22 protein-coding genes and 1 pseudogene are annotated in these 19,944 nt (G+C 66.4%); 11 read left to right on the forward strand and 12 right to left on the reverse strand.

The features are described 5' to 3' along the window. The first annotated feature begins 16 nt into the window (after window positions 1-16). Complete coding sequence (locus ON20_RS22070; protein WP_040838226.1) at window positions 17-1,438, forward strand: short-chain fatty acyl-CoA regulator family protein; 1,422 nt, start codon at window positions 17-19, stop codon at window positions 1,436-1,438. Window positions 1,439-1,449: 11 nt separating this feature from the next. Here the strand turns inward: ON20_RS22070 and ON20_RS22075 are convergent, their stop codons facing one another. Then, entirely contained in the window at window positions 1,450-2,358 is a 909-nt protein-coding gene (locus ON20_RS22075; protein WP_040838228.1) for a hydrogen peroxide-inducible genes activator, read from the reverse strand. A gap of 130 nt (window positions 2,359-2,488) precedes the next feature. Here ON20_RS22075 and ON20_RS22080 point away from each other — a divergent pair, with 130 nt between their 5' ends. The 3 genes from ON20_RS22080 (at window position 2,489) to ON20_RS22090 (ending at window position 4,884) form a co-directional block, all read left to right on the forward strand. Then, window positions 2,489-3,076 carry a peroxiredoxin gene (locus ON20_RS22080; RefSeq protein ID WP_040838229.1) on the forward strand — a complete coding sequence of 196 codons (588 nt, stop codon included), beginning with the start codon at window positions 2,489-2,491 and terminating at the stop codon, window positions 3,074-3,076. Between the two features lie 17 nt (window positions 3,077-3,093). Continuing rightward, entirely contained in the window at window positions 3,094-3,633 is a 540-nt protein-coding gene (gene ahpD / locus ON20_RS22085) for an alkylhydroperoxidase, AhpD family (RefSeq protein WP_040838230.1), read from the forward strand. A 228-nt stretch (window positions 3,634-3,861) separates the two neighbouring features. Further along, window positions 3,862-4,884, forward strand: coding sequence for a magnesium and cobalt transport protein CorA (locus ON20_RS22090; protein WP_040838232.1), 1,023 nt, complete (start codon window positions 3,862-3,864; stop codon window positions 4,882-4,884). Between the two features lie 25 nt (window positions 4,885-4,909). Here ON20_RS22090 and ON20_RS22095 read toward each other — a convergent pair whose 3' ends face one another. After that, window positions 4,910-6,007, reverse strand: a complete 1,098-nt coding sequence (locus ON20_RS22095) for a glutamate--cysteine ligase 2 (RefSeq protein ID WP_040838234.1) — start codon at window positions 6,005-6,007, stop codon at window positions 4,910-4,912. Window positions 6,008-6,223: 216 nt separating this feature from the next. After that, a complete protein-coding gene (locus ON20_RS22100; protein WP_040838235.1) occupies window positions 6,224-6,847 on the reverse strand; it encodes a TetR/AcrR family transcriptional regulator in 624 nt (207 codons plus the stop codon). Between the two features lie 78 nt (window positions 6,848-6,925). On the opposite strand from ON20_RS22100, the gene ON20_RS22105 reads away from it, so the two are divergent. Both ON20_RS22105 and ON20_RS22110 read left to right on the forward strand, forming a co-directional pair. Beyond that, complete coding sequence (locus tag ON20_RS22105) at window positions 6,926-7,798, forward strand: sterol desaturase family protein (RefSeq protein ID WP_040838236.1); 873 nt, start codon at window positions 6,926-6,928, stop codon at window positions 7,796-7,798. 151 nt (window positions 7,799-7,949) lie between these two features. Beyond that, on the forward strand, window positions 7,950-8,240 hold the full coding sequence (locus tag ON20_RS22110) for a hypothetical protein (protein WP_040838237.1): 291 nt from the start codon (window positions 7,950-7,952) through the stop codon (window positions 8,238-8,240). A 194-nt stretch (window positions 8,241-8,434) separates the two neighbouring features. On the opposite strand, the gene ON20_RS22115 is transcribed toward ON20_RS22110, so the two are convergent. Both ON20_RS22115 and ON20_RS22120 read right to left on the reverse strand, forming a co-directional pair. Next, on the reverse strand, window positions 8,435-8,728 hold the full coding sequence (locus ON20_RS22115) for a hypothetical protein (protein WP_040838238.1): 294 nt from the start codon (window positions 8,726-8,728) through the stop codon (window positions 8,435-8,437). 142 nt (window positions 8,729-8,870) lie between these two features. Further along, complete coding sequence (locus ON20_RS22120; RefSeq protein WP_083865128.1) at window positions 8,871-10,337, reverse strand: aminotransferase class V-fold PLP-dependent enzyme; 1,467 nt, start codon at window positions 10,335-10,337, stop codon at window positions 8,871-8,873. A 296-nt stretch (window positions 10,338-10,633) separates the two neighbouring features. Here ON20_RS22120 and ON20_RS22125 point away from each other — a divergent pair, with 296 nt between their 5' ends. Next, on the forward strand, window positions 10,634-11,212 hold the full coding sequence (locus tag ON20_RS22125; RefSeq protein WP_040838290.1) for a YdcF family protein: 579 nt from the start codon (window positions 10,634-10,636) through the stop codon (window positions 11,210-11,212). A gap of 59 nt (window positions 11,213-11,271) precedes the next feature. Here the strand turns inward: ON20_RS22125 and ON20_RS22130 are convergent, their stop codons facing one another. The 6 genes from ON20_RS22130 to ON20_RS22155 are packed head-to-tail and all read right to left on the reverse strand — an operon-like array spanning window position 11,272 to window position 17,061. Further along, window positions 11,272-12,066: an SDR family NAD(P)-dependent oxidoreductase gene (locus ON20_RS22130; RefSeq protein ID WP_040838239.1), complete on the reverse strand. Its 795-nt coding sequence runs from the start codon at window positions 12,064-12,066 to the stop codon at window positions 11,272-11,274. A 55-nt stretch (window positions 12,067-12,121) separates the two neighbouring features. Beyond that, window positions 12,122-12,565 carry an SRPBCC family protein gene (locus ON20_RS22135; RefSeq protein ID WP_040838240.1) on the reverse strand — a complete coding sequence of 148 codons (444 nt, stop codon included), beginning with the start codon at window positions 12,563-12,565 and terminating at the stop codon, window positions 12,122-12,124. Window positions 12,566-12,611: 46 nt separating this feature from the next. Next, window positions 12,612-14,162 (reverse strand): aldehyde dehydrogenase, encoded by a 1,551-nt coding sequence (locus ON20_RS22140; protein ID WP_040838241.1) that lies wholly within the window; start codon window positions 14,160-14,162, stop codon window positions 12,612-12,614. A 9-nt stretch (window positions 14,163-14,171) separates the two neighbouring features. Beyond that, window positions 14,172-15,431: an NAD(P)/FAD-dependent oxidoreductase gene (locus ON20_RS22145; RefSeq protein WP_040838243.1), complete on the reverse strand. Its 1,260-nt coding sequence runs from the start codon at window positions 15,429-15,431 to the stop codon at window positions 14,172-14,174. Continuing rightward, window positions 15,428-15,745: a 2Fe-2S iron-sulfur cluster-binding protein gene (locus tag ON20_RS22150; protein ID WP_040838244.1), complete on the reverse strand. Its 318-nt coding sequence runs from the start codon at window positions 15,743-15,745 to the stop codon at window positions 15,428-15,430. The genes ON20_RS22145 and ON20_RS22150 overlap by 4 nt, the downstream gene beginning before the upstream one ends. Window positions 15,746-15,771: 26 nt before the next feature. Continuing rightward, window positions 15,772-17,061, reverse strand: a complete 1,290-nt coding sequence (locus tag ON20_RS22155; protein ID WP_040838245.1) for a cytochrome P450 — start codon at window positions 17,059-17,061, stop codon at window positions 15,772-15,774. Window positions 17,062-17,282: 221 nt separating this feature from the next. Between ON20_RS22155 and ON20_RS22160 the strand changes: the two genes are divergently transcribed. The 4 genes and pseudogenes from ON20_RS22160 to ON20_RS40645 all read left to right on the forward strand — a co-directional run. Then, the gene (locus ON20_RS22160) at window positions 17,283-17,642 is read left to right on the forward strand and encodes an antibiotic biosynthesis monooxygenase (RefSeq protein ID WP_040838247.1); all 360 of its coding nucleotides are present in this window, start codon (window positions 17,283-17,285) and stop codon (window positions 17,640-17,642) included. Further along, window positions 17,639-17,839 carry a nuclear transport factor 2 family protein gene (locus ON20_RS39955; RefSeq protein ID WP_040838249.1) on the forward strand — a complete coding sequence of 67 codons (201 nt, stop codon included), beginning with the start codon at window positions 17,639-17,641 and terminating at the stop codon, window positions 17,837-17,839. The genes ON20_RS22160 and ON20_RS39955 overlap by 4 nt, the downstream gene beginning before the upstream one ends. Window positions 17,840-17,865: 26 nt before the next feature. Beyond that, window positions 17,866-18,063 (forward strand): nuclear transport factor 2 family protein, encoded by a 198-nt coding sequence (locus tag ON20_RS39960; protein ID WP_308417392.1) that lies wholly within the window; start codon window positions 17,866-17,868, stop codon window positions 18,061-18,063. Window positions 18,064-18,465: 402 nt separating this feature from the next. Next, window positions 18,466-18,771: pseudogene (locus ON20_RS40645) on the forward strand (hypothetical protein); the annotation flags it as partial. Window positions 18,772-18,947: 176 nt separating this feature from the next. Here ON20_RS40645 and ON20_RS22170 read toward each other — a convergent pair. Beyond that, window positions 18,948-19,934: a fused (3R)-hydroxyacyl-ACP dehydratase subunits HadA/HadB gene (locus ON20_RS22170; protein WP_040838250.1), complete on the reverse strand. Its 987-nt coding sequence runs from the start codon at window positions 19,932-19,934 to the stop codon at window positions 18,948-18,950. Between the last annotated feature and the right edge of the window lie 10 nt (window positions 19,935-19,944).

Genomic DNA, 19,944 nt, shown 5'->3' on the forward strand with positions numbered 1-19,944 from the left:
GTGCTAAATTCTGGATGTGCGGAAGATGTATGCCGGCGGGCGGCTGCGCGGTCTGCGTGAACAACGCGGGCTCTCCCAGTCGGCCATGGCGAAAACACTCGGGCTCTCGGTCAGCTACGTCAACCAGCTGGAGCACGACCAGCGCCCTCTCACCGTCCCGGTACTGCTGCGCCTCAACGCCGCCTTCGACCTCGACATGGGGTTCTTCGCCGCCGACACCGACGCCCGTCTGCTCGCCGACCTGCAGGAGGTCTTCGCCGAGGCCCCCGACGGCGCCGCCCTCACCACCGGCGAACTCAACGAGCTCGTCTCCCGCGTACCCACCGCCGCACGCGTCCTGGTCGGGCTGCATCGGCGACTACGCGGCGCCACCGAACAACTGGAACGCTTCTCCGCCGAGATCGAGACACCCGCGACCGACGCCGGCGCCACCATGCCGTATGAGGATGTGCGGGACTATTTCTACGACCACCGCAACCACATCCCGGAACTGGACACCGCGGCCGAGAATCTTTTCGACCGCAATGGCCTCACCCTCGGCGGGCTCGATCTGCAATTGGCCCGGCTGCTGCGCGAACAGCACGGTATCGCGGTGCGTATCCGCACCGACGACCCGAATCGCCCCGGCCCCAAACGGATCTACGAACCCGACGATCGGATCATCACCCTCGCCCGGCGTCTCTCCCCCGGCCGGCGCGCGTTCCAGCTCGCCACCCAACTCGCCTTCCTCACCCAGGGCAGCGTTCTGGACGACCTGTTGGCGCACGCCGGCTCGATACCCACCGAATCCCGCGGTCTGTTGCGGATCGGGCTGGCCAACTATTTCGCCGGCGCGCTGATCCTGCCGTACCAGCGGTTCCTCGACGCGGCCGAGAGCCTGCGCTACGACATCGACCTGCTCTCCGCGAAATTCGAGGGCGGCTTCGAAACGGTGTGCCACCGGTTGTCCACCCTGCAACGGCCCGGGCGGCGCGGGGTTCCGTTCTTCTTCGTCCGCACCGATCGGGCGGGCAATATCTCCAAACGCCAGTCCGCCACCGCCTTCCATTTCTCCCGTGTCGGCGGTAGCTGCCCACTGTGGGTGGTGCACGATGCCTTCGCCACCCCTGGCCGTATCCGCACCCAGATCGCCGAGATGCCCGACGGCCGCCGCTACCTCTGGCTGGCCCGCACCACCGACGAGAGCACTCCCGGCTACCTCGCGCCCACCCGCGAGTTCGCCGTCGGCCTCGGCTGCGATATCGCCTTCGCCGACAAGCTGGTGTACTCCCACGGCCTGCCGTTGGACGACCACGCCTCCGCGGTTCCCATCGGCGCCGGCTGCAAGGTCTGCGAACGCACCGACTGCGCGCAACGCGCGTTCCCCCAGCTCGGCCGACCGGTCCGGGTGGATCCGAACCGGTCGGCCCTCACTCCCTACACACCCGTCACCCGATAGGACGGACCGGCTCAGAGCGGGCGCTGGGTGCGGATGACCTCGGCGAGGTAGGCATAGTCGTCGGCACGGGCGGTGGACGCGCGGAACACCAGACCGAGGGTACGTCCGGGCGCGGGAGTGGCAAAACGCGCGGTTTCGAGGGTTCCACGGCCGGTTTCGGCCGCGACCGCCATCTCGGGGATCAGCGTGATACCGAGTCCGCCGGCGACACACTGCACCACGGTCGGCAACGATGCCGCGCGGGTATCACCGACCGCGCCCGGGTGGATGTCCGCGGAGCGACACAGTTCCAGTGTCTGGTCGCGGAGGCAGTGACCCTCGTCCAGTAGCAGCATCGGTAGCGTGTCCAGAGCGGTCGGCTCGATATCGGTGCGACCCGCGAGCTCGTGACCGGCGGGGACGACCAGCACGAATTCCTCGGTGTACAGCGGGATCTCGACCAGGCCCGAGGACTCGGCGGGTAACGCGAGCACCGCGACATCGAGCACTCCGGCGCGCAACTCGTCGAGCAGGCGGGCGGTCTTGTCCTCGATGACCTGCGGGGTCAGCGCGGGGAGCTTGCGATGTAGGGTGGGCAGCAGCGAGGGAAGGATGTACGGGGCGGCGGTCGGAATGATACCCATCCGGAGCACGCCGCCGAGGGTGTCACCGGTCGCCGAGGCCAGAAACCGGTCTGCCGCTTCCAGCGTCGCCACCGCCTCGGGCAGCAGGCGCGCCCCCGCCGCGGTCACCAGCACGCGCCGGGTGCTGCGTTCGATCAGCTGCAATCCGAGGCCGTTCTCCAAGGCGGCCAGCGCCTGCGACAGTGTGGGCTGGCTCACCTCGAGGCGAGCCGCGGCCGTGCCGAAGTGCCGATATTCCGCGATGGCGGCGAAGGCACGCAGCTGTGACAGGGTCGGCTGATAAGACTGATCGGGCATACCTATCAGTTTAGTGCAGCTAATCATTTTTGCCTTTTGCCATTTCTTGGGCAAGATCTAAGGCGAGCTTCGACCTCACCGGCCGGCCATCGCCGCGCCGGCACTACCGATACAACGAAGGAGATTGGGCATGCCCCTGCTGACCATCGGCGACCAGTTCCCCGCCTACGACCTCACCGCGGTGATCGGCGGTGATCTGTCGAAGGTCGACGCTCGGCAGCCGGACGACTATTTCACTCGGGTCACCAGCGCCGACCATGCGGGCAAGTGGCGGATCGTGTTCTTCTGGCCGAAGGACTTCACCTTCGTGTGCCCGACCGAGATCGCCGCGTTCGGCAAGCTGAACGATGAGTTCGCCGACCGCGACGCCCAGGTTCTCGGCGTATCCGTCGACAACGAGTTCGTCCACTTCCAGTGGCGGGCCCAGCACGACGACCTGAAGACCCTGCCCTTCCCGATGCTGTCGGATCTGAAGCGGGAACTGGCCGCCGCCACCGGCGTGCTCAATGCCGACGGTGTCGCCGACCGCGCCACCTTCATCGTCGACCCCAACAACGAGATCCAGTTCGTTTCGGTCACCGCGGGTTCCGTCGGACGCAATGTCGACGAGGTGCTGCGAGTACTGGATGCCTTGCAGTCCGATGAGCTGTGCGCCTGCAACTGGAAGAAGGGCGACCCGACCATCGACGCCGGCGAGTTGCTGGCCGCGAGCGTCTGAGAACGGAGGTAACACCGGTGAGCATCGACAATTTGAAGAACTCGCTACCCGAGTACGCCAAGGATCTGAAACTCAACCTCTCCTCGATCACCCGGACCACCGTGCTGAACGAGCAGCAGCTGTGGGGCACGCTGCTGGCCACCGCCGCCGCGACCCGTTCCACGACCACTCTGCGCGAGATCGCGGAGCAGGCCGCTGACACGCTCTCCGCCGAGGCATACGATGCCGCCCTCGGCGCCGCCTCGATCATGGGCATGAACAATGTGTTCTACCGCGGCAAAGCGTTCCTGGGCGGCCGCTATGACGACCTCCGGGCCGGTCTGCGCATGCAGATCATCGGTACCCCCGGCGTCGACAAGGTCGATTTCGAACTCTGGTCCCTCGCCGTCTCCTCGATCAACGGCTGCCAACACTGCCTGGAGGCGCACGAGCACACACTGCGGGAAGCGGGCGTGTCGCGTGAGGTGATCTTCGAGGCGCTGCGCGCGGCGGCGATCGTGGCCGGGGTCGGCCAGGCCGTGCAGGCGAGCGAAGCGCTGGAAACCGCTTCGGTCTGACCTTCGGCCATCTTCGCCCGAAGTCCTCGGGGCGCGATCGGTGATACCGCGCGGTGGGCAACCGGCATGGGGTTTCCACCGCGCGGTGACCGTCGAGGACCGCTCTCCCGACCCGATCCGGGTACACCCGCCGCACGTGAGGGGATCGGGCTGCGGGCTCGGCGTCGGTGCTTCTAGTCTCTGAGAGTGTCGAATGGTGTTACACCCTCGCGCGAGGGTGCGGCGAAGGTGTCATCGGAACAGGCCCCGGTGCCGGTGGAACGGGCGATCGTGGACTGCGCTGTCTACCGCGACGGGCAGCGACTGCCGGGAAGGTTCACCCCGGCCCGCGCCCTGGAGCAGGTGCGCGGCGGCGAGGGCGGGTTCGTATGGCTGGGTCTGCGCGAACCCGACACCGAGCAGATGCAGGAAGTGGCCGAGGTGTTCGGGCTGCACCCACTGGCGGTCGAAGATGCCGTGGCCGGAGATCAGCGCCCGAAACTGGAACGCTACGACGACACCCTGGTCTTCGGGATGCGCACCGTCGCCTACGTCGAACACGATATCCACAGCGTCAGCGAGATCGTGCTGACCGGGGAGATCCTGATATTCCTCGGCGCGGATTTCGTGGTCGCGGTCCGCCACGGCGAGCACTCCGGACTCCATGATGTCCGTGCCCAACTCGAAGCCGACCCGGACCGGCTGCGCCTGGGCCCCGGCGCGGTACTTCACGCCATCACCGACCACGTCGTCGACACCTACCTGGACGTGACCCAGGAGATCGAGACCGACGTCGAGGAGATGGAGCAGGAAGTGTTCACACCTCGTTCGCCGCTCGCCATCGAAGCGATATACCAACTCAAGCGTGAGGTAGTCGAACTGCGACGCTCGGTGGCGCCGCTGGGCGTGCCGTTGCAGATGCTGATTCGCCCCGAGTCCGGACTGAACAAGGAAGTGCGCCGCTACCTGCGCGACGTCAGCGACCACCACACCGGCGCGGCCGAACGCGTACACGACTTCGACGAGGCCCTGTCCGCACTGATCAGCGCTACCCTGGCCCGCATCGCCGTGCGCCAGAACACCGATATGCGCAAGATCTCCGCGCTCGTCGCGCTCGCCGCGGTGCCGACCCTGATCGCCGGCATCTACGGAATGAATTTCGACCACATGCCCGAACTCGCACAGCCCTGGGGCTATCCCACCGCCCTGCTCGTCATGGTCCTGGCCTGCAGCGGGCTTGCCGTCCTGTTCCGCCGCAACGGCTGGCTGTGAACTCCCGGCCGGTGCGGCGGGTTCGTCACCGGCCCGTGGTGAGCTCGGACAGCGCCGTGATGACGTCGCCGAGACGGCCGCGGCGGCGCAGGGCGGCGGCCTGGCGATGGGCGCCGTTGCCCTCGGCCAGGAGGTGGGCGAGACCGTCGGTGACGAACACTTTCCCGCCGAGTTCCTCGAGCGCGGGGATGATGTGGTCCATGAGGCGGCTCACGAGAGCGCGCATCGGGGCGACCCGACCGCTGAGAGGGTCGAGGCCATCGCCGTCGAGGCCGGAGCGAGCGGCTCTCCAGTAGGCGGCGCGCAGTATTTCCGCGGACAGCTCGGGTGCGGTGTCCCCGCGCTCGAGGGAGTGCCGCGCGGTCATGACGATGGCGCGCACCATGGTTGCCAGCAGCGCGGTTTCGGTGACGGTCGCGGGCACGTCGCTGACCCGGACCTCTACGGTGGGAAACGACGCCGAGGGGCGCACATCCCAATAAACCATGGCCCGGTCCAGGATGCTGCCGCTGGACAGCATCATCTCGACCATGGCGTCGTAGTCGGCGACGCAAGCAAAATACGGCGGCGGGCCCGCGCTGGGCCACCGCCGCCACAAGATGCTGCGCCAGCTCGCATAGCCGGTTTCGGCCCCCCGGTAGATCGAGGAGTTCGCCGTCAACGCCAACAGAAGCGGCAGCCACGGCCGTAGATAGTTGCCGACCTGTACGGCGGTCTCCCGGTCGGGTACTCCGACGTGGACGTGGCACCCGCACAAGCCCGGCTCCTGGGCGAGTATGCCGAAGTTGTCGGCAATGCGCCGATAGCGAGGACTTTCGGTGATCGGGAGCCGAGTGGGCACGGTGGGTGGGATCGCCACGGCCAGCAGGCGGGCGTCGTTCTTCGCCGCGCAACAGGCCGCGGTGCGTCGCAGCCGGTACACCTCCTCCAGCAAAGTGGCGGACTCGGTATGGATGCCGGTGCTGGTCTCGACCTGACAGCCGGACAGCTCCAGCTGCAGATCTACACCCGCCTGCTCAGCGGTGTGCGCCACATCGACGTTCTTCGCCACCGGGACGCCGGTGACCGGATCGACGAGCAGGAATTCCTCTTCCACACCCACGGTCAACTCGGCCGCGTCCATCACCGGAACTCCTTCCCTCGATCCGAGACGAACATCTCGCCACGGCCGAGACCGCAGATACCGCGAGCCCGCCATCGAGCGCGGCGTTCGGCCGCTTCACCTCGGAAGATTCCCGTGATTCGCGCCGGCAAACCCGCACGGTGCCGTCCGCCTTCGCCCCGAGAACAGGAGCACGGAGACCGACGGACCGGCCATATGGGAGTTGCTCGAACCGGTTCACCGACCGGACGAGCCCACGGAGAACACGGTGTCGATGAGCCGAGTGAACCGGCGGGTGAGTTCCTCGGCCGACTCCTCCGGATGCTCGCGGGCCCACGCCATGATCGCGTCCACGATCGCGGTCCAGATCCGGGCGAGTGCGTCGATATCGTGCTCGTCGGTATCACCGAGGGCGTGGAGGAACCGGCGCACGCCCGACAGGGCGTGGTTCGCGATCCGTTTGCGGTAGGTATGGGCCAGTTCCCCCGCGCCGCCGGTATCGGGGGCGGTGGGGTCGTGGATGACGCGCCAGGCGGTGCGGTCGGGGCCGAGTGTGTCGAAGATGCCGTGCAGCGCATTGGCCGGTACCGCGAACGGCACTGCGTCGCTGCTCATCTCACGATCCAGACGCTCGAGCAGCGGCTCGCCCACGAGGGCGAGGCATTCGGCGTACAGCTGCTCCTTCGAGGCGAAGTGCTGGTACACCAACGCCTTGGAGATGCCCGCGCGGGCCGCGATGGAGACCATGGACACTCCCGCGAAGCCGCACTCGGCGAACTCCCGCAAGGCCGCGACCAGGATCTCTTGGCGGCGATCGTCGGAGGGCATGCCCTTGGTTCCCAGACCCGCAGCCGTTGACATGGCCCTGAACTTACCCTACGGTCACTTCCACCGAAGTGACCGTAGGGTCACATCACGGGTAGGAGAGGTACGCGGGCCATGTCCCTGTGGGAGCAGATCAACCAACCGGTGACCTACGCCATCCCGTTCTTCGTCCTGGCGATGGTGCTCGAGATCGCCGCGCTGCGCGGGCACGACGACGACCGAGCGGGCTACGAGAAGATCGACGCACGCAACAGCCTGATCATGGGCGCGGTATCGGTGTTCATCAGTGGCGCGGCGAAATTCGCGGCGCTCATCGCCTATGGAGTGCTGTACGTACACGCGCCCTGGCAGGTAGATCCGCGCAACCCGTTGTCGTGGGTCGCGGTCATGCTGGGCGTGGACCTGCTCTGGTACCTCTACCACCGGGTCTCACATCGCGTCCGGCTGGTCTGGGCCGCGCATCAGGTGCACCACAACAGCCGGTATTTCAACTATGCGACGGCGCTGCGGCAGAAGTGGAATCCCTGGTTCGAACTGCTGTTCTGGGCTCCTCTTCCCCTGCTGGGCGTACCACCGTGGATGGTCTTCACCGCCTGGTCGTTCAACCTGATCTACCAGTTCTGGGTGCACACCGAGACCATCGGGACACTGCCACGCTGGTTCGAGTTCGTGTTCAACACGCCCGCACACCACCGCGTGCACCATGCCAGCGACCCGGAATACCTCGACAAGAACTACGGCGGAATCCTCATCGTCTGGGACCGCATGCTCGGCACTTTCCGTGCCGAAACCTTCCGCCCCACCTACGGACTCACCCAGAACATCGACAGCGCCGATATCCTCACCCTCCAGTACTACCAATTCGGCGCGCTGTGGCGTGACCTCCGCTCGACCCGCCGCGTACGCGAGTGGCTCGGCTACACCTTCGGCCCTCCCGGCTGGCAACCCGGTGACAGAGCGACGCAGGCCACGACCGTCGGTGAATGACCGTAGGCGCATCGCGGCAGAGACCGTAGCGGGTGACGCCCCGACGGGTGGGTATACCGCGGATAGGACCGGCCGGCCGAGCAGATTGCCCCGACTCCACACCAGAGCCAGGGCAATCGCGCATCACGACAACGAACGAGAAGGGGTCCGAATGACCGGTGGACGCTACCACTACCTGTACAGGCAAGAACCAGACGAACTGCTCGGCCGCAGCGATGACCTGACCGCCATACGCGATCGGCTCTCCGAACTGGGCGCGGCCGACGTAGCGACGGAAGTCGACGAGATCATCGCCGCGATCAACTCCTATCGCACCCAGGTCGAGCGACGGATGGACAAAGTCGCGAATGTGCTCCGAGCGGTGGAGTCACTCGACTCCGGTGACGGTGGCGAAGACGACGTCGCGGAGGCGGTGACCAGGTATCGGGCTCACGTGGACTGACCACGTACCCCACCCGATATGCGTTCGGATCGGCGCCGCGTCCATCGGCCTGCCGCGTGCGCTTACCGAGCATCCTCATGACCGTCGGGCCGGTCCGTACAAGACCGTTGCGGGATGTGGGCCCCGCCGGGAATCGCAGCGCCGGCGACCCCCGGTGCGGTCGGCGGCGAGGCAGTGAAACGTCTTTCGTGCGTTCAGGATTCCGGCGGGAGTATCGGCGACGCGAACACTTCCTCCAGCGGGGTCGGGCCGGTGTAGCGGCGACAGTTGCAGCGAACCCATTCCCGCAGGCCGTGTATGCCCTTACGGGAGATCTCGGCGTGGCAGGTACCCGTGGCACGGTCGTGCAACGCCAGATCGTGACCGCAACCGCAGCGCGCGGAAAGTTTGTCCCCCGCCCGGGCTCGCCGCCGATACCCGAACCGACCACAGACCCAGCCGGCACCGACCAGGCCCGCACCGACCGCGAGGCCGAGGGGATCCAACACCCTTGCCGTATATGTATACGCACAGCGGCGGAGATCGGAAACGTGAAGCACTCTCCAGGGTGCGGGCTCAAACCCTCGGCCCCATCCCCGACATCTCCCGCGGCGGACGAGTCCGGTGATCCCTCCGGCGTACGTGGTCGTCTCAGCAGCGTTCCCGAGGTCGCAGTCCCGCTACGGTCGCGGGCCGGTTGCGGTAGGCGCTTTCGGCGAATCGTAGGAACGTCTCCACATCGGCGAGGGTGGACGGCAAACCCAGGGAAACCCGGATGGCGCCGCCACTGGGCAGCCCCAGCGCCGTGACATATTCCTCGACGGTGGCCAGTCGAGTGCGGAACAGCCGGCGCAGAATCGGCAATTCGATTCCGAAGGCGCCCTCCCCCGCTCCCGGATTGCAGAAACAACCGGTACGCAGGGAAATGCCCGCCGCCGCCGATTCCGCCGCCACCAGACGCTCGTCCACCACGACTCCATCCGGGTCGAGGAAGTTGAACGCGACCGTACCGCCTCGGCGCCTGGTATCCGCGGGGCCGTAGATACGCACCATGGGAGCGCCGTTGTCGTGGACCAGCGACCGCAGCCGATCCAGCAGCCACCCGGTGAGACAGGCCACGCGGCGATGAACCATATCGAGGCCGATCTCGCGCAACCAGCCGATACCGAAGGCCACATCGGGGATGGACAGGAAGTTCAACGTCCCGTCCTCGAAAGCCGACTCGTCATCGGTCATGACATGCCAATCCCCCTGCAGGCTCACCGCCGCGATGGTGCCGCCGGCGAACCACGGCCTGCGCAGGCCGGCCAGCGCGGCCCTGCGTGCGACCAGGCAGCCGACGCCGGTGGGGTAACCGAAGAGCTTGTACCAGCTGATCGGGACGAAATCCGGCTGTACGACGCGCAGGTCGAGTTCGTTGGTGGGCAGATACGCGGCCGCGTCGAGAAGCACGTCGTAGCCGTTCTCGTGGGCGATCCGCACCCATTCCAGCGGATGCTGTACACCGGTGAAATTGCTCTGCGCCGGGTAGGCGAACAATCCACGACGGGTGTGGCCCGGCCGACCCAGACCTGGGCGGGGACGCAACGCCGTGTGCACCGCGCTGTCGGAGATGCGCAGTTCCGGTGTGTCGATCGGGACATGCACCACCTGCGCACCTCGCGCTCTGGCGAACTCACGCATCCCGATCACCGAGTTGTGATTGTCCGAGGAGACGACGAACCGCGAGCCCCGGGCGAACGGATACGCCTCACCGACGATGCGGCAGGCCGCACTGGCGTTGGCGGTGAAGATCGCGCAGTACTCCTCGGGGTCGGCGTTCAGATGCGCCAGTACCGCCCGGCGCGCCTGCTCCACCACCTCTGTCGCTGCCTTGGACGTCGGGTTCTCCGAATGCGGGTTGCCGAAGCAGCGTTCGGCCAGCCGGTCTCGATGCGCCCGCAACTGTGCGGTCGCGGCGAGCCCGGCGCCGGCGTAGTCGAGATACACCACACCGTCGTCCAGGTACGCGTACTCCGTGCTCCGCAGTCGATCGAGGGCGGCGGTGGACTCGTAACCGGGATAGGCGGCAAGGAATTCTCCCGGGCCGGTAACCGATTGTTCGCGGCTCGTGCTCATACCGGCCTCCCGTTTGCGGCGACATCTGTCGAGGGCCTCTCACCGATGCCGGCGAGCGCAGCATCAGGATCGCTCGAGATCCTCGCGGCGGCCACCGTTCGCGTCGCCAAAGTTGGGAACGCCATGAGCGCCACGGGGGTGAAATCGGGCCGCCGGCAACCGAACAGGAGAAGACGATGGCAATGACATGCGCCTGTGCGATCGGCGTGCGAAACCCGCACGCGACTTCGGTACGAAGGAAAGCGAGCTGCCGATCACTACCCTACGTCATTTGACGCGTGTGCTTGGCTGAACCGGTGCGGAAACGGACATGGTTTGCCTGCACCGGCCTCGTGCTCGTAATGCTGTGGGGCGAGGGGGAGAACTGGCGCGCCTCCCGCAGGCTCGTGGGAACCGCCACGGGTGCCTCCGAGGCCGTCGTGGTTCTGGGATATCGCAACACCGGCACCCGTGCCAACGTCATGAACAGGTGGCGTGTGCGTGCGGGACTGCGGTCCATCGACCCGACCGCGGTCGCAAGCCGGCTCGTCCTGTGCGGAGGGGCCTGCGCGGGATCACATACCGAGGCGGCGCTGATGGCCCGCTATGCCATCGATGACCGCGGATACTGCGGCGAACTCGTCCTGGAAGAGGAGAGCCGGACAACCTGGGAGAACATCCGCTTCGCGATCCCATATCTGGACGACGTCGACCGGATCAAGATCGTCTCGCTTCCCTTCCACACCGAGAAGGGGCGGCGCTATCTGGCACAGCAGGCCCCGGACCTGGCATCTCGCCTGGTCCCCGGCGCGGAGTACCGGTTCGGTGGCTGGACACCACTGAAACCCTTACTCGCCCTCTACGGGTTGTGGAAGGATGCTCGCAACCGTCCGTGAGGCACGGGGCCGCGCTCCGGGACCGTTCGGCCGAGGCGCGTTACGAGGAGTCGACAGCGTCAGGACCGGTGTGGAAGCGCGGCCGCCATCATCCGGCTCGCGCCGGCCTTCACCGAGTCCGGCAGCACGTGCGCCACGGTGGCCATCGCCCGGGTGCCCAGCGATCCACCCACCACCTTCTGCTTGTCCTCCAGCAGCGCTTCGACGCCCTGCCGGGCCACCCGCGCGGGATCCTCCTTGGGCCCGCGACCGATGGGGGTGTGCAACATCCCGGCGCGGCGGAAGAAATCGGTGTCGGTGGGGCCCGGCATCAACACGGTCACGTTCACCCCGGTCTCGCGGACCTCCGCACGCAGGGCTTCGGCGAAGGACTGCACGAACGATTTCGACGCGTGGTACATGGCCTGTCCGGCGCCCGGCACCATCGAGGCGACCGAGGAGGTGAACAGCAGCCCGCCGGTGTCCCGGCGCACCATATCGCCGAGTACCAGTTTGGCCAGATGCACCGTGGAGCGCACATTGAGCGCGATGATGTCGAGTTCGTCGTCGAGGTCGGTCTCGGTGAACGCGCCGCCGCGCCCCACACCGGCGTTCAGCGCCACGGCGTCGAGCGGGCGTTCGTCCTCTGTCGCGGCCGAGTACAGCTGTTCCACCCCCTCGGGAGTGCGCAGGTCCACCTGTACGGCACGCACGTCGATACCGGGACGGCGAACCGAGTCCGCGGCGTCCTCGATGGCCGTGTCCTCGGCGGCCATCACCACGTCGTAGCCGCGTTCGGCGAAGGCGCCGGCGAGTTCGAAGCCGATTCCGCGCGAAGCACCCGTAACCAGGGCGAGTGGGCGTGTGTCAGTCATGCCTTGCGGCTACCCCGGACCGTCCGGGTCATGCCTGCCGGAGACCTCGCCTGCTTCACCACGCTGTCCGGCCGCGCTCGACCGCCTCGGCCAGGTCGTGGAAGTTGGCTTCGTAGAAGTCGGCGAACTGTTCGGCGAAAGAGTCGGGGAGCACATCGGTGATGTACACGATCTCGGAAGTGGCGTCGTCTATCGGGTTGATCTGTATCGATGCGTGATGGTGGATGGCGCCGAAGAGGCCGGGAACGGTGTAGGACAGGCGCCGGTGCTCGTTGTCCACCGAAACGTCGAGCTCATAGATCTCGTCTCCCGTCTCCTTGACCGTGACGACGCGGTACGTACCCGCGGGCCGTTCGGGAGTCGCCTCGGTCACCGTCTCCATGCGCGCACCGGCCGCCGCCTTGAACAGGTGCGATTCCGCGCGGGTGTACTTCTCGACGACGGCCCAGCCGGTATCCGCGTCGACAGCGATCTTCTTGGAGTAGTACATGACAGCCATGGGGGTCCTTCTCGTGTGCGCAGTGATAGGTGAAATGCGGCGGGGGTCAGATCGTGGTGGTGACGACCGCCGCGGTGTCCACGATGGATCGGGGGATCTCGATACTCGGGTCGACGGAGATGGTTTTGGGGATCAGGTAGCCTTCCAGACCCGTGCGGCCGTGTTCCCGGCCGATCCCGGAATCCTTGAAGCCGCCGAACGGGGAGTTGAAATCGGCGGAGAAACTGTTGACCGAGAACGTTCCGACCCGGATGCGTCGCGCCAGTTCGAAGCCGTGTGCGACGTCGGCGGTGAAGACGCAACCGGCCAGGCCGTACCGGCTGTCGTTGGCGATGCGGATGGCGTCTTCCTCGTCCTCATAGGCGATAACCGCGACCACCGGTCCGAAGACCTCTTCCTGCGCGATTTCCATATCGGGGGTCACGCCGGTGAGCAGGGTCGGCTCGACGAACCAACCGTCGGGCCGGTCGGCGGGGATACCACCGCCGAAGGCGATATGGGCGCCGGCGTCGACCGCTCGCCGAATCATGGCCAGGACGCGTTCGCGGTGCTTCTCGGTAATGAGCGGACCGATAACCGTATCGGGTTCGTGTGGGTCGCCGATCTTCAGCTCGGCCATCTGCTCGACGAGCTGTGCGACGATTCGGTCGTGCAGGCTTCGCGGGAGGAGGAACCGGCTCTGACATACGCAGCTTTGTCCGCTGCTGGGGATGACGCTGATGTTCAGCAGGGCGGGGACGGTGGTGGACAGGTCGGCATCGGATAGCACGATGGCCGCCGACTTCCCGCCGAGTTCGAGCACCGAGGGACGGATCCGTTTGCCGCACGACTCGCCGATCCGAGAGCCGACCGCGGTCGAACCGGTGAAGCTGACCATATCGACATCGGGGTGTTGCACGAGGTGTTCGGAGGCCGCGGGTCCACCCGCGACGATATTGATGACGCCGGGCGGGAAACCGGCTTTCTTCACCAACTCACCGAGGGCGAAGATCGCGAGCGGGTTGGGCTCGGGAACCTTGATGACGACGGTGCATCCCGCCACGATCGCCGGAGCGACCTTCTGGGCGGACCCGGGCAGGGAGAAGTTGTAGGCGACCAGCGTGGCGACGACTCCGACGGGTTCTTTGACGACCAGGCTCTGGGTCTTGTACGGCATGATCATTCCGCCGGAGGAGCCTCCGGCGAAGGGGCCGAGGTCGGCGGTACGCACTTCGGTGAACGGGTACGTACGGCCGAGGGCGGCATTGTAGTTCCAGTGCAGCGCGGGGGCGACGGCCTGGTAGACCTCGGCCAGGGTCCTGGTGCAGCCGAGCTCGTCGATGAGGAGGTCGACGAAATCGTCCTTGTGTTCGTGGATTTCGGCGGCCAGCGCCTCGCACATCTCGGCCCGCTCGGCGACGGGGCGGGTGGCCCAGTCGGTTTCGTAGAAGGCGTAGCGAGCGGCTTCCACCGCCGCGTCGATATCCGCGGTCGAGGCGCTGGGGACCGTGCCGATCGTTTTTCCGGTAGAGGGCGATATCACCTCGTGGATCTCGGTGGATCCGGCAGGTTGCCACTCGCCGTTGACGAAGAAGCCGGTGTAGTTACGGGGCAGCATCGTTGTCTCTCAGTTGGTTGTGACCGGCACACCGAATGTGTCGGCCAGGGGAACGTCGGGGTCGGCGACGGCGGATTCCGAGGCGACCGGTTCGGCCCCGGCGGCGAGGAGTTTGCGGGCGGCTGCGAAGTCCGCGGGCCGGTTCATCGTCTCCACCGCCGACAAGGCGTTATCGCGCAGATAGACCACCGAGAAGCTCTCGGAGTTCGGGTCGCCCCGCAGTATTCGGCGCGTCGAGCCGGCGAACAGGCCGGCTGTCCGGAGTCGCATGGTTCCCTGGTCGGACCAGAACCAGGGAACGGTCGTGTAGGGGGCTGCGACTCCGCAGATCGTGGCCGCGGCCACTTTGGCCTGATCGACCGCGTTCTGCACCGATTCGAGGCGGACCGGGCCCGCTGCCATGGGATGGGGACCGACCGCGCAGTCACCCGCGGCGACCACACGCGGATGGGTGGTCCGGGCATGCCGGTCGACGACGATGCCGTTGCCCCATGCCAGGCCGAGCTGTTCGGCGAGGCCCGGATCCCGGGTGACACCCAAGCCCGCGACAATGGCGTCGCAGGGCAGAACCTCCCCGTCGTCGAGCGTGACGGCCACCGCCTCGCCCTGCGCATCGGTCCGCAGCGCGGCCACGGACCGTCCGAGACGGAACTCGACGCCGCGTCTGCGATGGGCGGCGAGATAGAACGCGCCGAGTTCGGCACTGGCGACACGTTTCACCAGTCGATCGGCCAGTTCGACCACGACCACCTGCTTGTCGTGTGCCCGCAGCACCGCGGCGGCTTCCAGTCCGATGAAACCGCCACCGATCACGATGAAACGCGTTGCCCGACCCAACGCCGCGTGCAGCAGGTCGGCGTCTTCGACGGTTCGCAGATAGAGAAGGTTGGCGGCGGAACCGACGTGCTCGGGTAGCCTGCGTGGCTGTGAACCGGTGGCGAGGGCGAGGTGGTCGAAGGCGAACCGTTGCCCGTTATCGGTGAGTGCCCGGCCGCCATCGTCGCCCATCTCGACCTCGATCACCGAGGTGCCGGTGATGACATCGATCCCCTTGCTCGCGTAGAACTGTTCCTTGCGCAGGGCCAGTTTGGCGATCGGCAGTTTGCCGAGCAGGTAGTCCTTCGACAGCGGTGGCCGCTGATACGGAAGCACGGGTTCGTTTCCGATGATGGTGATGGGCCGGTCGTAGCCGTGGTCGCGGAGGCTGATCGCCAGCTGGGCACCGGCTTGACCGGCCCCCACGACAAGGGTTCCCACGGTGTCGCTCATTGTTCCGGCGGCACCTCGACGGTGAGGCCGTCGAGCTCGTCGCAGAGCTCGATCCGACACGAGAGTCGGCTGCTCGACCTGCGCGGGGACACCGCACCTTCGAGTAGTTCGTTCTCGTCGTCCGTGGGCTCTCCGACCTTGTCGACCCATGCCTTGCCGACGTAGACGTGGCAGGTCGCGCAGGACAGGGAACCGCCACACTCGCCGATGATGCCGTCGAGCCCGTTCTGGACCGAGGTCATCATCACCGAGTCGCCGTCGTCGGCGTCCAGAGTTGTCGGGGATCCGTCGATGAGGAACGTAACTTTCACCATGGTGGGGTGCTCCTGGTCGAGATCGGTCAGCTGTGGAAGGTGACCGGTAGTTGCGCCGGCCCGAAGAACAAGAAGCTCTTCTTCGATGCCGGAGCGGTACCGTCGAGTTCCACCCGCGAAAACCGACCGGTCAGCTTCTCCAGGACGATACGCAGTTCCATCCGCGTCAGCGGGCTACCCGGGCACACATGCGGCCCGCCACCGAAGGCGACGAATCGTCCCGCGATGCCCTTGCGGGAAAGGTCCTTGTCGTCGGGGTCCGGGAACACCTTGGGATCACGGTTGGCCGCGCCGAGGCTCAGCCACACGACGTCCCCGGCCCGCATCTGCCTGCCGTCGAGTTCCACGTCACGAGTGACGGCCCGGAACATGCCCTGCACGGGGGATTCGGTACGTAACAGCTCATCCATGAACGGCTGGATGACCTTCGGGTCCGAGCGCATCGCGTCCCACTGATCGGGATGGGAGGTCAGGTACTCGATCATCTTCGCCAGTGCCGTGGACGAGGTGTCGCTACCGCCGACCAGGGTCAACTGCAGCACCATCAACAGCTCATCGGTCGACAGCGGTTCCTCGAGCTCGTCGTTGAGGGCCACGACACGGGAAACCAGGTCCTCGCCCGGGTTCGCCCGCCGCTCGATGACCAGCTTCGCGAAGAAGAGGTCGAAGCTCAGCCGCACGTTCACGAGTGCGTTCAGTTCGTCCTCGGTGAGGTTGGGGTTGCCGACCATCGAATTGAAGCCTTCGGCCCAGCTCAGCAGCTGCGGCACCAGCTCGCGATCCAGGCCGAGGATATCGGCGATCACCGCCATGGTGTAGGGCGTCGCGAAGTGGGTGACGAACTCGACGGGCGATCCGACGGCCAGGGTGTCGACGTAGTGCTCGGCGGTCTCGGTGATGCGCTGTTCCCACGACTTGATCGCCGCCGGACTCAGCGCGCTGGTGATCAACTTGCGGTGCAGGGTATGGGCCGGCGGGTCGGCGAACAGCAGGGTCTTGCGGGGGCTCTCGCCGTAGTGCGGACCGATGACGGCCTTCGCCTCCGGAGATTCGGCGGCCTTGTCGATCAGCATCTGCCATTCCTGGGCCACCTGGGGGCCCAGCATCTCCTTGGTCGAGAACGTCACGGTGTCCTTCAATACCTTCAGGACGTTCTCGTGGTCGCTGACCACCCAGAACCCCAGTTTCTTGCTGAAACTGACGGGGCACTCGCTGCGAGCCGCGCGGAAATGGTCATAGGGGCACTTCAGCGCCTCATCCTCCAATTGGAAGACGGGTTCGTAGCCCAGCTCTGCCTCGTTACCGAGTGTCGTCATTCTCGGCGTGTCCTTCCCCGGCGCCATGGCCGCGCTCGATGCCCTCCGGCGATGACTCGCCACATAGCGGAGTAAATGAACTGACTTCTGTTCAATGCGCATGCTCAAAGTAATGGCGTGGATCACATTCGTCAAGCAGCGCGAGCCGAACCGGGAAAAGCCTTGAAGTGAAGTCGCTTCATGAACTAGCTTGAGCCCATACCGCCAACGGAGGAGAACCCATGACGCAGATTAGGGCGCTGGTCACCATGCGTTTCGCACCCGAGAACAGAGAGCAACTGCGAACAGCGGTGGAAAAGTTGACGACGAAGGCGGCCTCCGAGAAAGGCGTCCTCGGCATGACGTACTCCGTCTCGCGCAGCGGTGACATCCTCTTCGTGAACGAGCACTACCGCGACGCCGCCGGCATGCTCGATCACCTGCTCGGCATGGACCCCAAGGTCACCCAGGAGCTCGTCTCCCTGGTGACCATCGAGTCGATGATCGTGTGCGGCCCGGTGACCGACCGTATCGAACAACTGGTCGCGGGCTTCGGCGATATCACCTTCGCCGAGACACTCGCCGATAGCGCACAGTCGTGAACGCCTCGATCGCGGACCTGTATGCCGTGGCCGGCCAACTGTGCGGTCTCTATGCCCACGCGCTGGACACGCACCGCTGGAGTGATCTCGACGAGGTCTTCACCCCGGACGCCGAGATGGAGTTCGCTCATATCGGTCGGGTTGTGGGGCCGGAGGCAATAGGAAGGGGGTCTGCGCGAACGCCCTCGAGCGCCTGAACGCGAGCCAACACCTGATCGGAAGTATCGTCGTCGCCACGGAGGGCCCGGACCCGACGTGCCGATGCTATTTCCAGGCGCAGCACGTGAAGGACCAGAAGCACTACATCGTGGCCGGCAGCTATACCGACACACTGCGACGAGTCGCCGACGGTTGGCGGATCGCCCACCGCCGTCAAACGATTGTCTGGGCCCAGGGAGACGGCAGCGTGGTCGGCCTCTGAGCCGTCCGGATGAACGGCCCCCGACGGTATCGAGCCGGATGTCGTCTCATCGAACCGTGAAGCCGGGTCGGCCGATCCCACAAGGTCGGCCGACCCGGCTTCACGAGAACGGCGGATTCGCGCCGACGGCACCGGACACCCCCCCCCGTTCGCGGCTCGACGCACCGAAGCCCGGCCGCCGTCGACGGGGATGAGTTGGCCGGAGATGAAACGCGAAGCCGGTGAAACCAGAAAAATCGGCATCGATACGCCTCCGGACACCCGAGACCCGACGCGACGGGGGGCGGGCCATGTATCTCGTTTCACCGAAGTTCGGCCGGGTATCCACCCGCCGCACGGGAGGTGAATGGATGCCGGAGACAGCGACAACACACCGGCGGATCCACCGGGCGGTTCACTTCGATGGGCCTACAGAGCTGCGGTGGCGGTCATGGTGGAGCGCGATACGGCGCACCGTTACGGGCTACATCGGCGCATTCGTCAAGTGACGCTCGACCTTCCCGTAACCGTCCGGGTTTCCGACCGAAACAACGGAATCCGCCCCTGCACAGCGATTTTCGCTCGGTCTACGCGACGCTGCGGCGTGACCTCGGTGTCTCGACCTCGACCACCCTGGAGTCCATCGAGTCGTCGAGTACCACCGCGGCGACCGCGGCGCTCCTCGAGCGGCCGGTGTCGACCGGCCCGCTGCGAGCGGAATATCTCGGATCGGACCGGTTCGGCACACCCATGGAGTACTCGATCAACCTCTTCCGCACCGACCGGACCCGGCCGCAGGGGAGAACCGGGCGCAAGTCCGCGCGCCGGAACCGACACGCCGAGCGCGTGATAGCACGGTCGGATCGGCCGCCTGATCCACCGGGTCGCACCCGTCCGGGACGGGATCACTCGACAACCGTTGCCCGCACGGTCGCCGAGGCGATTCCGAAAACGGCGGCACCGTCGCGGTGGGCGGTAAGAGATATGGTTGCCCGCCCGGCAGTGGGGTCGACGGAACGGACCACCCCGTCGAATGTGATCTCGGCGGGACCATGGGTACCGATGAGAACCGGTCTGGCGAATTGCACGTAGTAGCCGAGAACAAGTCCGGGAGCGCCGAGCCATTCGGTCAAACAGGTTGCGCCGAGCCCCATCACCAACATGCCGTGCGCTGCCACGGCGTCCAGGCCCGCCTGTCGGGCGGCGTCGTCGTTCCAGTGGATCGGATTGATATCACCGGAGACACCCGCGTAGTGAACGAGTTCGCCGCGGGAAAGGCGAAATGTCCGCGGCGGGAAAAACTGTCCTCCAGCGAGTCTCGGAACAGTGGCGCGAGAGGCGGGGGGTTCGGCGGAAGGGAGAGGGGCCGCGACCGGTGGCGTCGGCCGGGCCGGTGCCGGGGGTCGGGTGGGAAGGTCCAGCATGGCGAGACCCCGTACGGTCGGCGAGCTGTCGTGAGCACGACCGGCGAGGGTGGTGTGCACGGTCTGCACTACATCGGCGGCCTGATCGCGGATGACGGTGGTGACCGCGATGAGATCACCGGATGCGGTCGGCCGGCGGGAGTCCACGATGACCTGGTGGGTCAGCCGGTCTCCGGCGATCACCGGGCGGTGACAGTGGATGTCCTGTTCCACATGGAGTAGACGTGCCGGGTCGTAGCCGTCGAGCGCGGCGCGCATCAGCGACCGTTGCGCGAGGGAGCCGACCGCGGAGGCGAAGGTGGCCGGTGCGATCAGGCCCGGATGACCGAGCTCGAGGGCAGCGGCGTCGTCCCAGTGGGCGGGATGGAAATCCTGGACGGCGCGGGCGAAGTCCCGGACCTTCTCACGGCCGACCTCGTAGTGATCGGTGTCGGTGTAACGACGGCCCACGGTCGGGTGCGGGTTCATGGTGGACTCC

Source organism: Nocardia brevicatena NBRC 12119 (genome assembly GCF_000308495.1).
In the GTDB taxonomy this organism is placed as follows: domain Bacteria; phylum Actinomycetota; class Actinomycetes; order Mycobacteriales; family Mycobacteriaceae; genus Nocardia; species Nocardia brevicatena.